The organism is Streptomyces sp. SID12501 (assembly GCF_010550245.1).
In the GTDB taxonomy this organism is placed as follows: Bacteria; Actinomycetota; Actinomycetes; order Streptomycetales; family Streptomycetaceae; genus Streptomyces.
The window spans coordinates 1-14,364 of sequence record NZ_JAAGLU010000048.1 but is presented as its reverse complement, the minus strand read 5'-3'; the positions used below and the strand labels follow the sequence as shown (position 1 = coordinate 14,364).

Annotated in this window: 15 protein-coding genes and 2 pseudogenes; 12 read left to right on the top strand and 5 right to left on the bottom strand. The window is 68.2% G+C overall.

Features of this window, described 5'->3' with window-relative positions:
- Positions 1-5: 5 nt before the first annotated feature.
- Positions 6-431, top strand: a complete 426-nt coding sequence (locus G3I71_RS39635) for a PPOX class F420-dependent oxidoreductase (protein WP_164322813.1) — start codon at positions 6-8, stop codon at positions 429-431.
- Between the two features lie 87 nt (positions 432-518).
- Here G3I71_RS39635 and G3I71_RS39630 read toward each other — a convergent pair whose 3' ends face one another.
- Positions 519-1,034 carry a MarR family winged helix-turn-helix transcriptional regulator gene (locus G3I71_RS39630; protein WP_164322811.1) on the bottom strand — a complete coding sequence of 172 codons (516 nt, stop codon included), beginning with the start codon at positions 1,032-1,034 and terminating at the stop codon, positions 519-521.
- 284 nt (positions 1,035-1,318) lie between these two features.
- Positions 1,319-1,489: pseudogene (locus G3I71_RS39625) on the bottom strand (lamin tail domain-containing protein); the annotation flags it as partial.
- 170 nt (positions 1,490-1,659) lie between these two features.
- On the opposite strand from G3I71_RS39625, the gene G3I71_RS39620 reads away from it, so the two are divergent.
- The 3 genes from G3I71_RS39620 (at position 1,660) to G3I71_RS39610 (ending at position 3,233) form a co-directional block, all read left to right on the top strand.
- Positions 1,660-2,175, top strand: coding sequence for a hypothetical protein (locus tag G3I71_RS39620; RefSeq protein WP_164322807.1), 516 nt, complete (start codon positions 1,660-1,662; stop codon positions 2,173-2,175).
- A gap of 41 nt (positions 2,176-2,216) precedes the next feature.
- On the top strand, positions 2,217-2,414 hold the full coding sequence (locus tag G3I71_RS39615; RefSeq protein WP_164322787.1) for a hypothetical protein: 198 nt from the start codon (positions 2,217-2,219) through the stop codon (positions 2,412-2,414).
- Positions 2,415-2,433: 19 nt separating this feature from the next.
- Positions 2,434-3,233, top strand: a protein-coding gene (locus G3I71_RS39610) for an IS5 family transposase (protein WP_343243217.1) whose coding sequence is annotated in 2 segments (ribosomal slippage) — positions 2,434-2,769 and positions 2,772-3,233 — 798 coding nt in all. Because the reading frame shifts where the segments join, the coding sequence is not laid out codon by codon here.
- 106 nt (positions 3,234-3,339) lie between these two features.
- Here G3I71_RS39610 and G3I71_RS51745 read toward each other — a convergent pair.
- Positions 3,340-3,584 (bottom strand): annotated as a pseudogene (locus tag G3I71_RS51745) (helix-turn-helix domain-containing protein); the annotation flags it as partial.
- An 80-nt stretch (positions 3,585-3,664) separates the two neighbouring features.
- Positions 3,665-4,684 (bottom strand): LacI family DNA-binding transcriptional regulator, encoded by a 1,020-nt coding sequence (locus G3I71_RS39600; RefSeq protein ID WP_164322805.1) that lies wholly within the window; start codon positions 4,682-4,684, stop codon positions 3,665-3,667.
- A 404-nt stretch (positions 4,685-5,088) separates the two neighbouring features.
- On the opposite strand from G3I71_RS39600, the gene G3I71_RS39595 reads away from it, so the two are divergent.
- The 8 genes from G3I71_RS39595 (at position 5,089) to G3I71_RS39565 (ending at position 14,201) form a co-directional block, all read left to right on the top strand.
- Positions 5,089-8,751, top strand: a complete 3,663-nt coding sequence (locus G3I71_RS39595) for a LamG-like jellyroll fold domain-containing protein (protein ID WP_164322803.1) — start codon at positions 5,089-5,091, stop codon at positions 8,749-8,751.
- Between the two features lie 455 nt (positions 8,752-9,206).
- Complete coding sequence (locus G3I71_RS39590) at positions 9,207-9,920, top strand: AAA family ATPase (RefSeq protein WP_164322801.1); 714 nt, start codon at positions 9,207-9,209, stop codon at positions 9,918-9,920.
- Between the two features lie 164 nt (positions 9,921-10,084).
- On the top strand, positions 10,085-10,537 hold the full coding sequence (locus G3I71_RS53015; protein WP_369335578.1) for a helix-turn-helix domain-containing protein: 453 nt from the start codon (positions 10,085-10,087) through the stop codon (positions 10,535-10,537).
- A 54-nt stretch (positions 10,538-10,591) separates the two neighbouring features.
- On the top strand, positions 10,592-11,041 hold the full coding sequence (locus G3I71_RS39580) for a hypothetical protein (protein ID WP_164322799.1): 450 nt from the start codon (positions 10,592-10,594) through the stop codon (positions 11,039-11,041).
- Positions 11,042-11,390: 349 nt separating this feature from the next.
- Positions 11,391-11,678, top strand: coding sequence for a hypothetical protein (locus G3I71_RS52815; protein WP_343243210.1), 288 nt, complete (start codon positions 11,391-11,393; stop codon positions 11,676-11,678).
- Positions 11,666-12,259, top strand: coding sequence for a hypothetical protein (locus G3I71_RS52810; protein WP_343243209.1), 594 nt, complete (start codon positions 11,666-11,668; stop codon positions 12,257-12,259). Before G3I71_RS52815 ends, G3I71_RS52810 begins: the two co-directional genes overlap by 13 nt.
- A 79-nt stretch (positions 12,260-12,338) precedes the next feature.
- Positions 12,339-13,637 (top strand): protein-L-isoaspartate O-methyltransferase, encoded by a 1,299-nt coding sequence (locus G3I71_RS39570; protein WP_343243208.1) that lies wholly within the window; start codon positions 12,339-12,341, stop codon positions 13,635-13,637.
- Positions 13,638-13,775: 138 nt separating this feature from the next.
- Complete coding sequence (locus G3I71_RS39565; protein WP_164322797.1) at positions 13,776-14,201, top strand: NUDIX domain-containing protein; 426 nt, start codon at positions 13,776-13,778, stop codon at positions 14,199-14,201.
- On the opposite strand, the gene G3I71_RS51740 is transcribed toward G3I71_RS39565, so the two are convergent.
- Positions 14,159-14,364, bottom strand: a 206-nt coding sequence (locus G3I71_RS51740; protein ID WP_164322794.1) for an integrase core domain-containing protein, incomplete at its 5' end; no start/stop codon positions are given. The two genes, G3I71_RS39565 and G3I71_RS51740, sit on opposite strands and share 43 nt — an antisense overlap.

The following is a 14,364-nucleotide window of genomic DNA, read 5'->3' as shown; positions in this document are numbered from 1 at the left end:
ATCGCATGCGGAAGATGACCGACGGACAGTGGCGGGCATTCGTCACGCACGGCACCCGCACCGGCAAGCTGTCGACCGTCCGGGCCGACGGCAGTCCGCACGTCACCCCGGTCTGGTTCCTTCTCGACGGCGACGACATCGTGCTCACCACCGAGAAGGAGGGCGTCAAGGGCCGCAACCTCGCCCGCGACGGACGCTTCGCCCTCTGCGTCGACGACGACCACCCCCCATACGCGTTCGTCATCCTCCAAGGGCTCACCGAGACCTCCGCGAACCCAGACGAGATGCTGCACTGGGGCGGTCTCCTCGGCGCCCGCTACATGGGCGAAGACCGCACCCAGGAGTACGCCGCCCGCAACGGCGGCCCCGGCAACCTCCTCGTCCGCGCCCACATCGACAAAGTCATCGCCTTCAACGGCATCGCCGACTGAACGACAACGGGCGGCTGGTGCGGGGCAGGTGAACATCGCCACCTGCCCGGCACCAGCCGCCCGTTGTCGTGCCCGAGACGCTCTGGCTCACGAGGCCGACCGGCCGGGCTGCTTCGGCGCCCGCATCGCCGGAACCGGCGTCTGACTCTCGGCCTTCCGCTCCGCGTCCAGAGCACGGCCGGCCGCCCGCAGCGTACTGAGGACCGCGGTCACCTCACGTACCGACTCCTCGGGAATCACCGACCCGATCCGCAGTTCCAGCTCCTCCTCGAAGACCTTCAGCGCCCCGTCCACCAGCTTCTGCCCCTCAGGGGTGAGCTCGACGATCGAGGAACGGCGGTCGTTCGGATTGGCTCGCCGCCCACACAGGCCCGCCGCCTCCAGACGGTCGACGACCTTGCTCGTGCCGCCCACCGTGATCGAGAACTCCTCCGCGATGTCCTGGATCCGTCGCCCCGGCCGCCGCAACAGCAGGTGCAGCACCTCGAACGAGGTCAGCGCCAAGTCGTACTCCGTCCGCAACCGCCCCTCAATGCCGTCCCACAACTCGATCTCCAGCGAGACCAGCTCCCGGTACAGCAGCTTCAGGTCAGCGTCAGCCATCACACATCTTCCAAAGAATTATCTTCCATAGACAGTTAATTATAGGTCACCGGTATCGGGACTCTCGGCGAACGCCAGGGTTTTGGCACCTATGCGGGGTCGAGGAGGTGCCGTAGTTCCGCTGTTCCGCGAAGGCGGCAGCGGCACCTCACCATGCCTCAGTCTGGGGCGTGGTCGGGCCGACCACGCCGGCCCCGTGGAGCCTCACACCTCACGCCCGCGGTGCGCCAGGCCGTTGCAGGCCGGGCGCGCCGTCATCTCACGTGCGGGGCCGGATGGCGTGGTCAGCTGCCTGCTCCTGGCGTGTGGTGGTGTGGGCGCTGGGCGTCATCGTGGCGGTGGTCGCGGTCGCGGCCCCAGGGCTCGTCGTCGATGAAGCGTCCGTGGTCGTTGCGCAGGGTGGCGGTGTCGTGGTCGTTGTTCCACACGTACTGGCGGCGGTCCTGGTAGAGGTCGGGCAGGGTTGTCGCAAAGTCTGAGATCTTGAATCGTTGGACATCTCGCGGATCCCGGCGGCGGTGCTGGGGTGGCCTGCCGCTCGCAGGATGTTGATCGCGAGCTGGAATCGTTCGTTCCCGGAGCCCTTCCGGCGACAAAACCGGGCCACAGCATGTAGGAGGCAAAGGTGCTGAGTACGGCTCTGCTTGAGCTGGAGAGGTACAACTGGTCGGGGTTGCGGTGCGGTTGCGGCGACGGTGCGGCGCACCTTCCGGTGACCTTTCGCAAGCTGCTGGAGGCGAAATCGCCCCAGCACGCGGTCGGTTACCGGCTGGACGGGCACGTCGAAGTCCAGTCGATGCTGTTCGAGGCGGCGGTCCCGGCCGTCTCCGTGATCCTGGCCGCGCTCACCGAGGAACTCGCGCCGTTCGTGCGCAGTCATTTCCTGGTGACTCTGCTGTTCGCGGTTTCCGGGGAATCGCATTCCAGTGAGACGGCAGCAGGGCGGGAGAATCTCGACGAGGAGTGTTGCGAGAGAGCTCGAGAAGGGCTGTGGGTGCTCTACCGCGAGGCGATGTCGGGAGACACGGAGAACGCGTTGGACATTATCGAGATCCTCGAAGAGGACGAAACTCGCTTTTCCCACTTTCGCACCGCCCTGGCGGATCGCCTCGCGAAACAGCAGAAGGCACGGTCACGATGAATTTCCACGGAGGATGAGAATTGGCGAGAGACGGCAGACCGGTGGCACGGCGGGCCGCGGGTACGCAGACCATGCTGGACGTGTTGTTGCGCTGGACGTGGATCAGACGCCGTACGCCCGCTCAGGACATCGTGGACTTCGAGAACGGCCAGGTGCTGCGGGTCATGGGGTTCACGAAGAACATCGGCGGGGCGGTCACGCAGTCCGTCAGTAAGAAGTCATCTCATTTGGCTGGGTAAGCTGGCGGTCGTGGTGAGGATCGTTGAGCGGCTGGTGCCGGATGAGTTGTGGGAGCTGTTTCAGCGGGTGGTTCCGGAGGCTCCGTCACGGCCCCAGGGTGGTGGCCGACGTCGGCATGGCGACCGCGAAGTGCTGGCCGCAATCGTCTTCGTGGCAACCTCGGGCTGCACATGGCAGCAGTTGCCGACTGCGTCGTTCGGGCCGTCCGGCGCGACGGCTCACCGACGCTTCACCGAGTGGACGAAGGCCAGGGTGTGGGCCAAGCTCCACCGCCTGGTGCTCGACGAACTCGGATCCCGCGGCGAGCTTGACTGGTCGCGGTGCGCGATCGACTCGGTGAACATGCGGGCGATGAAAAGGGGGATCTGACAGGTCCGAATCCTGTGGATCGCGGCAAGTACGGGTCGAAGATCCATTTGATCACCGAGCGCACCGGTCTGCCACTGTCAGTCGGTATCTCGGGTGCGAACCTGCACGACAGCCAGGGACTGGAGCCGCTCGTGCGGGGTATCCCGCCGATCCGCTCGCGGCGCGGGCCGCGCCGCCGTAAGCCCGGCAAGCCGCACGGCGACAAGGGCTACGACTACCGCCAGCTGCGGCAATGGCTCCGCGGGCGGGGCATCACGCACCGTCTGGCCCGATGCGGCGTCGAGTCCTCTACTCGCCTGGGCCGTCACCGCTGGGTCGTAGAACGCTCAGTGGCCTGGCTCGCCGGCTGTCGCAGACTCCACCGCCGCTACGAACGCAAAGCCGAACACTTCCTCGCCTTCGCCGCCATCGCCTGCACCCTCATCTGCTACCGCCGACTCACCAAATGAGATGACTTCTAAGAGCAAGGGCATCGCCCGGCTGAGGCAGGGGCAGGGGCACCTGCGGCTCACCGTCGGTGAGGCACCGGTCTGGAGCGACCGGCGGGGCCGGCTTCCCCGGCCATCGTGGGTCCGGGCAGGCCCGCCCAGTCTGGTTGAACCGGTGGATCACCATCCGCACCGTGTCCTCGTCCGCCTGGACCAGCTGAGCGATCACCGGGGCGCGGTTCCCGCCGCAGGACGCCAGCAGCATCATCGCCCGCCGGTAGCGCACGGAGCTGATACCGCCCGGCGCACGATCTGTTGTGGCTTCTGCCCTTCCTGATCGGTCGGTCTGCGCACCCGCACAGGATCAGCCACCACACCTCCAGTGGTTGGAACTAGCGTCATCGCCCATCCAACCGCCCCAACCAACCCGACGAGGGCTCGCGGTCACAACCCTAGGGAGCGATGCCGCCTGCGGGCCCGGTGCTGGACCGCAGTGAGATCGGTGGCGCCAGAAGATGGTGCCGGGGCTGCGCGTCGGGGTGGTCGAGCCGCTCCACCAGCAGTTCGACGGCGCGCCTGCCCATCTCCTCCGCCGGTACGTCCGCCGCGGTGAGCTGCGGGGTCACCGTCTCCGCCCACCTGCTGGCGACCACCCCGGCGACGGAGAAGTCTCGTGGCACATGGCGGCCCGCCTTGGCGAGTCCTCCGTAGAGGCCACCCAGGGCGGCCTCGTTCAGCGTGACCACGGCCGTGGTCGCCGGATCGTCGTGCAGGATCTGTTCCAGGCATGCCCTGCCGGACGCGGCATCGTCCCCGCAGCAGTAAGTCCGTGCTGTCAGCCCGCGCTCGGCGGCGGCCTTGGTGAAGCCGTCCAGTCCACGGTGCGCGGACTCGTACCCGGCATGCAGCAACTGCTCCGGCCGGTTGACGAAGGCGATCCTGCGGTGGCCGAGATCCGCGAGGTGATGGACGCACGCCGCCGCCAGCGCGGTGTGGTCCAGACCGACCCACCAGCTGCCCTCGGGGTGTGCGGTGCGGCCGATGGCGACGGAGGGGAAAGCCAGTTCGGCCAGGTGATCGACCCGGTCGTCCTCCAGCCTGATCTCCATCAGGATCGCGCCGTCGACCCGCCGCTCCCCCAGCAGCCGCTGGAACGAGCGGTCGCTGTCCGCACCGCTCGGGGAGAGCAGTACGTCGTAGTCGTGGGCCGCCGCGGCCTCCACGACGCTGCCGATGAAATCAAGCTGCATCCCGGTGTAGTGGTTCCCGGCCGGCGGGAAGACCAGAGCGATCGTGCTGGTCCGGCCGTTGGCCAGGGCGCGTGCGCTCGCGTTGGGCCGGTATCCCAGCTCGTCGATGACCTCCTGAACCCTTCGCCGGGTCTCGTCGGACACGGATCGCTTGCCGCTCAGCGCGTAGGACACGGTGCTTCGCGAGACACCGGCCCGCCGGGCGATCTCACCGATGTTCACGACGGCTCCTTGCTCGAACGGGTGCGACACCTCGGGGTGAAAGAGCGCCGACCTGTTACGAGGGGTGGGGTGGGACGAGAGGTGCGGCCGGGTGTCGAACCGGTTCGCGTGATGTGAAGGTAAGAACCGCCGGAACGTCTGTCAAGACCCCGACCCACATTGCGCGGCCTTTGAGCGAGCCGGTAGAACCTGGTGTCCGAGGGATTGCTGCCGGAACCACCCGGTGCTAGCTTCGCCGAACCGGTTCGACGAGGAGATCCTTCCGGCAGCCGAGGACCCGAACGGCCCCCTCTCCGAGGCGTACGGGCCACGGTCCCTGCCGGCTCGGAGAACTCCCTTGCCCCTGCGGCTCCGGAGATCGAATCGGTTCGACTTGTCGTTACTCAAGGATGAGGACGCCTTCCATGCCATCCGCTGACAGATCCGCCCGGCGCCGGGCCTCGGCCGCCGTGGCAGTGGCTCTGGGCGCGGGCCTGCTGACCGCACCCACGGGCCCCGCCCAGGCGGCCGACGCTCCCCAACCCGCCGCCCACTACACGTTCGACCAGGACGACCTCGCCTCCGGCAAGATCGCCGACAGTTCGGGCAACGGCCTGACGGCGACCCTGGTGAACGGTTCCACCGCCCAGTCCGTCGCGGGCGCGGACAGCGGCAGGGCGCTGGCCCTGCCCGGCGGAGCGCCCACTTCCGACGGGGCGTATGTGCGCCTGCCCCGCGAAGTGCTCGGCGACGCCACCGACCTGACGGTCTCCGCGCGCGTGAAGTGGAACGGCGACAAGTCGTCCTGGCAGCGGATCTTCGATTTCGGCACCGACACCACCAAGTATTTGTTCAGCACTCCGTACAACGGCAGCGGGCTGTTCCAGACCTCGGTGACCACCGGCGGAGGCGGAGCGGAGGCACAGGCCATCGGCTACGCGATGCTTCCCGCAGACGCCTGGCGGACCGTCACCGTCACCCTGGACACCTCCGCCGGCCGGCTCACCAGCTACCTGGACGGTGTGGCGGTCTCCTCCGCCGCGACCACCATCAAGGCCACGGACCTGCTGGACAGTTCGGCCACGGCCGCCGGCTACATCGGAAAGTCCTTCTGGCCGGACCCGCTGCTCAAGGGCGCGATCGACGATTTCACCGTATGGCACTCGGCGCTGAGCGCGGAGCAGGTGGCCGGTATGTCCGGGTCCCTGCCCACCGTCCTGGAACTGTCGAAGACGGCCTTCGAGGCCCGTACCACCACCGGGACCGCCCCGTCCCTGCCCGCCGCCGTGCGCTCCTCCTTCTCCGACGGCTACGACCGTGACACGCCGATCGCCTGGGACGCCGTACCGGCGGAGAAATACGCGACGCCCGGGACGTTCACGGTCGCCGGAACCGCGGCCGGACGCGCTGTGACGGCGACCGTCACGGTGGTCCGCGAGGGGCAGCTCACCGTCGACCTCGGCTCGGACACCGGCGCGTTCCACGGCGGAGCCTCCGGCACCCTCTACGGCGTGTACGGGCCGGACGTCCCCACCAACAACCTCATCGAGGGCATGGGTCTGCGCACGGTCTCCACGAAGGCGCAGGACGGCCCGCAGCACCCGGGGGCCGACGCGCTGGAGGTGGTCAAGCCGCTGGCCGACTCCACCGACGGCGACGTGTACATCTACATGACCGACATCCACCGCGGCTTCCCCTACCAGTGGCCGGGCGACACGCCCGCGGAGAAGATCAAGCTGTACAAGGAGAAGATCGCCGAGCAGGTCGACCAGGTCCTGAAGCTGCCGGAGAAGTACCAGGACAACATCGTCTTCGTGCCGTTCAACGAGCCCGAGGGCAACATGTTCGGCACCGGTGAGTGGAGCTACAACAAGGTCAGCTGGCTCAACGACCCCGACGACTTCTTCGCCGCCTGGGACGACGCCTACAAGCTCATCAAGAGCAAGATGCCCGACGCCCGGATCTCCGGCCCCAACACCAGCATCCTGTACGACCAGGTGAAGGGTTTCCTCACCCACACCCTGACCGCCGGAACCCTCCCGCAGATGATCACCTGGCACGAGCTGAGCCACCCGGAGGCGGTGCGCGAGAACGTCGCCAAGTACCGGGCCTGGGAGAAGGAGCTGTTCAAGGGCACCAGCCGCGAGGGCACCCAACTCCCCATCAACATCAACGAGTACGCCTTCAATTACCACACCTCCGTCCCCGGCCAGATGATCCAGTGGGTGTCCGCGATCGAGGAGTCCAAGGTGGACGCCGACATCGCGTACTGGAACATCGACGGCAACCTCTCCGACTCCGCGGTGCAGTCGGGCCGCGGCAACGGACAGTGGTGGCTGCTGAACTCGTACGCCTCGATGAGCGGACACACCGTCACGGTGACCCCGCCGTTCCCCGGCGAGAACTACACCATGCAGGGCGTCGCCACCCTTGATGAGAAGAAGAAGCAGGCGCGGCTGGTCTTCGGCGGGTCCACCGGCAAGGGTCACATCACCTTCGCGGGTGTCCCGACGAAGCTCTTCGGCAAGCGCGTGCACGCCTGGGTGCGGGAAATCGAGTGGACCGGGCAGGTCGGCGACTCCTCCGGTCCGAAGCTGCTCACCGAGACCGACCTGAAGGTCGGCGACGACGGCACGGTCGCCGTCGACTTCGGCGACGGCACGCTGCCGGCTCTGAAGGAGTCCTCGGCCTACGAGATCGTCCTCAGCCCGGCCGGGAAGGCGAAGACCACACAGTCGGCGTCGACCCGCTGGCAGGGTTCGTACGAGGCGGAGGACGCGGCTCACACCGGGTCGGGCTACTCGAAGAACGGTCCGGAGGGCTCCACCCGTGACGTGTCGAAGTTCTACACCTCCGGCGGCTACGACGTGGGCGGCCTGCGCACGGGCTCGGACGTCACGCTCGACTTCACGGTGGACGTGCCCGAGGACGGCACCTACGACCTGAGCGTCTTCGCCAACTCCCTCAACACGTACGACAAGGTGAAGGAGCAGGGCCCCACCAACGTCTTCCTGCGGGTGGACGGCGACGCGGCCGGCGAGCAGGAGCTCAGCCTGCCGCTCGCCTACAAGTGGGTGGTCTGGGACCACACCGACACCAAGGTGAAGCTCACCAAGGGCAAGCACACCCTGACACTCGCCGCGCAGAGCTCCGACGGCAAACGCGTCACCAAGGGCGACGCCATCGTCGACCGCCTCACCCTCACCCTCCCTGCGGCTTCGGCCGGCACCCAGGTGTACGAGGGCGAGCTGGCCTGGCTGGACGGCGGGGCGCGGCCCGTCTACGACCTGCCGAAGCACGCCAAGGCCTCCGCCAGCGGCTCGGGCGCGGCCAAGCTCCCGAAGAAGGGAACCGCAACGTTCTGGGTGTACTCGGCCGCCGACCGCGAGGCCACTCTCAGGGTCGACACCCTCGGAGGCGAGGGTGCCCGGCTCTCGGTCAACGGGCAGGACGTACAGCGCCTGTCCAAGGGCAGGAACAGCGTGGCCGTCTCCCTCTCGGGCGGCGTCAACAAGGTGACCGTGACCGGTGGTTCATCCGCCACGCTCGTCGACCGCCTCACCGTCACACCCACCACCGGCACCCTCGAAGCGCGGACGTACGAGGCGCAGGACGCGGCCCTCGCGGGCTCGGCCACGCTGACCGCGCTCTCGCTGGCCACCGACGGCACGGCGATCACCGGCATCGGCGGCGACCCCGGCAACAACAACACCGCGACGTTCACCGTCTCCGCCAAGCAGCCCGGCCTGTACGCGCTGCGCATCCGCTACTCCAACCCGGAACAGGCCGAGGCGACCCACTACAACCCGGACCCGCTCGCCCGCCACGCCGACATCAGCGTCAACGGTGGCACGGCTCAACGCGTCGGCTTCCCGCACACCTTCCACCAGAACAACTTCTGGGAACTGACCGTCCCGGTCCACCTCAAGAAGGGGAGGAACACGATCACCTTCCGCTCCGAGGAACTGCCCGACTTCGACGGCACCACCTACGCCTCGGACACCTACCCCGGCGTACCGCTCCGCTCCCGCTACGCGCCGCTGATCGACCGGATCACCATCGCACCGTACGCGCGGGAGCTGCGCTGAGTTGAACACCGCCGATGGCGGCGCGATGCGCTCGAAGGCCGGATAGCCGGGCAGCACCGCACCGCATCCCGCACCAGCCCGACGACCCAGGACCTTCTCGCCTCCGGAGCCGCGAGCAAACACCCGGGGTTGGTCCGTGAGTCGGAGCGTTCCTCCCGCTCACGGACCAACCTTCTACGGCCTTGCGCGTCGTTCGTACCGTGTGGATCTCGAACTCCATCAGCGATGACAACTGGTAGTTGGCAAGGCTGACCATCATCGTGGCCGCTCGCCGCAATTGGCGCATTCCGCCGACTCGAGTGTGCAGAGTTCAGCTTGGAGGCATTGAGGGCGCCGCCTCGCAGCTCATGGCAACAGCTGCGTGACCGATCGGAGCCCGGGCAACAACGAGCGCGATGTACTGACGCCGGATACGCGGTGCACGTACGCTTCCGAGTCCAGGCGACACTGGTTGCGTGATTGTCGAACGCGCGTATGCCCATCTCTCCTCGTACGACGAGGAAACCTGGCCTTGGTCGGTGCCCTGCGTCCGACAACTGCTCGACGAAGGGCTGCGGTTCACCGCCCCTGTGACCTTTCTGGTCGGTGAGAACGGCTCGGGGAAATCGACCCTGGTCGAGGCGTTGGCGGAGGGGTTCGGCCTCGACTCCTACGGCGGCTCCCACGACTGGCGCTACGCTTCCCCTCGTGGCAAGTCGGCCCTCGGCGAGCGTATGAAATTCGACGCCGCCTCGGTGCGCGGACGCCGTATGGTCACCAGCTGGTCAGCCCGCAAGGGCTTCTTCCTGCGTGCCGAGACCGCGCTGGACGCCCTGGGCAGGGAAGGGTTCTCGCCGGACCATGTCAGCCATGGTGAGGGCTTTCTCGCAGCGTTCCGCGGGAAGTTCCTGCACCCCGGGCTCTATGTTCTCGACGAGCCGGAGGCAGCACTCTCCTTCTCTTCGTGCCTCGAGCTGATCGGGCACATCGACCGATTGGCCAAGGAGGGCGGCCAGGTCATCTGCGCCACACACTCCCCGTTGCTGACCGCCCTGCCGGGCGCGGACATCATCGAGGTCGGTGAGCACGGTATGCGGAGGGTCGCCTGGCGGGAGCTCGGCGTCGTGGATCACTGGCGCCGCTATCTCGCCGACCCGCACACCTATCTTCGGCACATCGTCGAACCGTAGGCGGGTCCCCCTCAGCCCCTCACTGCCTTGTTGATCGGGATGGGACTCGACAGCGAGGTCGTCCGCGGTACTTGTACGGACACGACCTGCGGAGAAACCAGTGACAGCGATCCGGGCCGACATCGACACCGGGAACGCCCGCCACCACTGCCGATGGGGTCACTGTGCGGTCCAGCACCCCCACACGATTAGCCGCTCCCGAGGGCCTCTGGGATCGTCCTGAGATCGCCCAGGCCCTGGCGACGCGTGACGCCGGCGCAATCTTGCGCTTCTTCCGTCGGCACACGGGCGCGAGCCAGTCGCAGGTCGGAAGCCTGACCGGTCTGAGCCAGTCCGACGTCTCGGCCATCGAGCGGCACCTTCGCCAAGCGACGAGTCTGGACGTCCTCGGCCGGATCGCCGCGGTCCTGACTACCCCTGGAGCGATGCTCGGACTCAGCGCCGCCGGCGAGAGCGCGAACGCACATCGCGGGCGCGAGCCGATTCCCCGCGTCCCAGCAACGTGGGCACACCTGGAGGACTCGATCCGTCCGAGGGGAACCAGCAGGCGCTCGGCGATACCGTGGCGTCAGCCATGCGTCTGGGAGGCTCGGACGTGGATCGACGGCAGTTTCTGACGGGTGTGGCTCGACGAATCGCACCAACCTGGACCGGACCTCACGGAGGCTTTGATGCCGATCGCTTCGTTGCCGTACATCGATGAGCACGCGACGGTCATTGCGGCGGGGGTCGACGACGTCTGGCGCAGTCTGGGCGAGACACTGGACCGATCCTTCTCGGGTCCCGGTATGGCCGGCTACGCGAGACTGGTGGGATCCGCCGACTGCACAGCCTCTGGGCCACGGCCCCTGGCCGAGGGCTCGACGTTGCCCGGTTTTCGGGTGGTCGCTGCGGTCCCGGGACGGGAGCTGGTCCTCGAGGGGCGCCATCGTTTCTCGTCCTACGCCCTGATCTTTCGCCTCGAACACGTCAGTCCGGGTCGATCACGGTTGCGCGCCGAAAGCCGAGCCGTTTTTCCCGGCCTGGCCGGCGGCATCTACCGACGGCTGGTCATCGGGACGGGCGGGCACGTGATGGGCATGCGGCGCCTCCTCTCCGCAATCCGCCGCCGATCCGAGTAGCGCACACACGATCACGGTCCAGTCCCTAACAGACGAGCTACACCCGCTTCTGACGGCCTCGGCAGCGATCGGCCTGGCCGCTCTCGACCTGCCCGACGCCGAGGCACTCACCCGCCGCGTGAACCGGCCCGGTCCTGTCGCGGTGGCCATGGGCGAGGTCGCCGCTATCCGAACGATGACCACCTGACTCGGCAACGCCGCCTCCGAAACCGGTGGCGGCCATGCCCGCCACCTCGGGGTGCGCCACCTCACCATCGACGTACAGCGCTGGCTCGACGGCAGGTACACGGATCCGGTAGGGCGAGAACCGTTCGCCCCAACCAACCCGCTGGTCCGGTCAATCGGGTGGATGGCCCGTAACGAGGGCCTCGACGGCCTGTGCCAGCGCTACGACCTCGACAGCTACCGCCTCGCAGCAGAGGCCGACGGGAACGAACTTGCCGCCACCGCCCTACGCGGCCTCGCCGACCAGGCAATCGATCTGGGTCACCTACCCGTCGCCGTACGGCTGTTGAAAGCAGCGCAGAAAGCGATCGAGAACCCACCGGTGAAGCCGGGCGAGTCCTGGGCAGCCACGACAGTCGCGGCCGATGGGCCCACGAGGCCGGGATGGTCCACGCCCGGATGGGCGATCTGACCGCAGCGGAGGCCCATCTACTTCAGGCGCCCGAGACCTACGGCCTCGACCGGCGACGCACCCGCGCTATCGTCCTCGCCGACCTGGGCCACGTCCAGCGCAAGCGGGGGAACACCGCCGAGGCCCTGGTGACTTGGCACGAGTTCCGCGACTGCGCGGAGGTCGTGCAGTCGGTGCGCATCAACCACAGGATCAGCAATGTCCGGGCCCGCCTCCCGCGCCTGCCAGACAATCCGGAGGGCCAGAGCCCAAGCCTCGCTGAACGACTCGCGCTGCAAGCGCGACGACACCGAGGCAACAGCCAAATCCCGGCCGCTCAGGGCACGAAGGTCAGCATCGCAGAACGCCGTCGGCCGATCTCTCTCCTGTTCCTGCCCGCGTGCGCTCGCGAAGCCCCCGGTGAACCGGCGCTCTTCGTTCACCGCACCCGCCCGGTCTGCGGCGCCAACAGTTCGACAGTGGAGGGTGCGGGCTCGGCGTTTCGGCCAAGATCGCTCTGGTCTCGGGCCCGGCTGGGCAAGGGTCGTTGCATCGCACAGGCCTCGCCCATCCTCACCTGCGGCGGATCTCAGCACGTCTGAAAAACGTGCGTTCGAAACCTCTTCCACCTCGTTGAGCCAGACGCACCCGAACTCCCGCGCGACAGGAAGAGGGCGACTCGTGGCCTCGGCACAGGACGGCGCACCAGAACGCGACACCGCTCCGGCGGATCCGGCTGAGCCGGAGCGGGGGTGCACACATGCCGTCGGGGACACGGCTGCGGCGCGGGAGGGCATGGTCGCCCGGCTGGAGGAAGCCGGGGTGCTGCGGCTGGGACCGGTGCGCGAGGCCCTGCTCGCGATCCGGCGCGAGGTGCTGATACCGCACGCATACGTGAGGCGCAGCCCTCCCGGAGAACTACCGCCGCGGTGGGACCTGTTGGCCTGGGCCGATCCGGCCGACCGTGACGAACTGCTGGCGCTGCTCCACGGCGGGGAGAGCGTGCTCATCCAGCACTCCGGCGAACAGGTTCTCGGCCGTATCCCGGGTCCGAGGTCCGGTGGGGTGATCACGTCGATGACCAGCGTGGTGGGCATGACCGCCGGCCTGTTGCAGGAGCTGGATCTGAGGCGGGGACAGCGGGTTCTGGACATCGGTACGGGCGCCGCCGTGACCGCGGCCATCGCCTGCTGGATCTGCGGCGACCGGAACGTGGTCACGCTGGACCGCGACGCGCACCTCACCGAGGCGGCGCAGGCCCGCCTGGCCGACCTCGGGTATTGGCCGACGGCCGTGACCGGGGACGGGGCAGAGGGCTGGCCGGGTGGCGCGCCGTACGAGCGGATCTTCGTCTCGTACGCCGTGCCCAGGGTTCCGCATGCCTGGGTAGGCCAACTCGCCCCGGGCGGGCGGGCGATGGCGACCCTCAGCGGCACCTCACCGTCGTGGCCCGGCCTGGCGATCGTCACCGCCGCAGCCGACGGCCGGGTCCAAGGAGAGGTGCGCCCCGTGGAGTTCGGGCACCGGCCTGGTCACGGCTTCGAACGGCTGTGCATTACGCGGGAGTTCCTCGGCCGTATCGAAGCCGGGGAAGACACAAGTCGCCTCGTCCACACCCGTACGGCGCCACCACCAGACGACGCCCGCGGATTCTGGCTTGCGCTCGATCACCTGTATCCCGGTCTGGTCCGGAACTGGGGCGCCGACCACCTGGTCATCGGCGCCCCGGTGTGCGGATCCTGGCTGACGGCCCGGGCGGGCGAAAGCGGCCGGTGGAGTCTGGCGGCGGAGGGGCCCCGGGACATCTGGGAGGAGATCCAGAGCGTCGCCGCTCTCTGGAGGGCCGCAGGAGCGCCGTCCGTCTACCGGCTCCATCTCGGTGACCACGACCAGCAGTGGATCAGCGCCGGCAGCGGCACCACGGAACTGTCCTGGCCGCTTCCCGGCTCGGATACGGCCGATGGCGAGGAGGCACGGTGACCGTTGGCGAGCTTCCGGCTCCGACTGCCCCGCGCCGACGTCGGTTCGCCGTACCCCGTGTGGCGTACGGACCGCCCCCGCACGAGGGTGCCGGCTCGTACCCCGATCCCTGTTCTCCGACATTCGAAAGGTGCTGACATGGCGCCCGCCCTGTCCGAAATCCGCGCGCTCGTCCAGACGTACCTGGTGCGCCACCCCGCCGAACACGCCGTCGTTGAAGCGCTGTTGGCGGTACTCGACGGTGCGGGCGACCCGACGAGTCGCGCGACGTTGCCGGCGCACATCACGTGCAGCGCCGTGGTGATCTCCCGTGACCGGCGCGTCCTGCACATCCACCACAAGGCCGGCGGCCTGGTCCTGGTCCCAGGCGGTCATCCCGAGCCAGTGGATCGCACGCTGCTTGCCACGGCGGTCCGTGAGGTGGGCGAAGAGGCGGGGATCAAGCCCGGCGGCCTGTGTCTGACGCCGCTCCTCGGTGTGCTGAGCTTGTTCCGCTTTGACGGACACCATTGGTGTGGTGGTCAGGCTGCGGGTGCGGTCTCGTATTCGGCGGGACTGCGGTAGCCGAGGCTGCTGTGCAGTCGGTGCAAGTTGTACCAGCCCTCGACAAAGTCGAAGATCGCGGTGCGGGCCGCGGCCCGGTTGAGCCAGGTTCTCGTGTCGAGCAACTCCCGTTTGATGGTGGCGAAGAACGACTCGGCGAGGGCGTTGTCCCAGCACTGTCCGG

Coding starts and splice junctions, on each gene's coding strand:
- G3I71_RS39635 (WP_164322813.1), top strand. CDS start 6: ATGCGGAAGATGACCGACGGACAGTGGCGGGCATTCGTCACGCACGGC.
- G3I71_RS39630 (WP_164322811.1), bottom strand. CDS start 1,034: ATGGCTGACGCTGACCTGAAGCTGCTGTACCGGGAGCTGGTCTCGCTG.
- G3I71_RS39595 (WP_164322803.1), top strand. CDS start 5,089: ATGCCATCCGCTGACAGATCCGCCCGGCGCCGGGCCTCGGCCGCCGTG.
- G3I71_RS39580 (WP_164322799.1), top strand. CDS start 10,592: ATGCCGATCGCTTCGTTGCCGTACATCGATGAGCACGCGACGGTCATT.
- G3I71_RS52815 (WP_343243210.1), top strand. CDS start 11,391: ATGGCCCGTAACGAGGGCCTCGACGGCCTGTGCCAGCGCTACGACCTC.
- G3I71_RS52810 (WP_343243209.1), top strand. CDS start 11,666: ATGGGCGATCTGACCGCAGCGGAGGCCCATCTACTTCAGGCGCCCGAG.
- G3I71_RS39565 (WP_164322797.1), top strand. CDS start 13,776: ATGGCGCCCGCCCTGTCCGAAATCCGCGCGCTCGTCCAGACGTACCTG.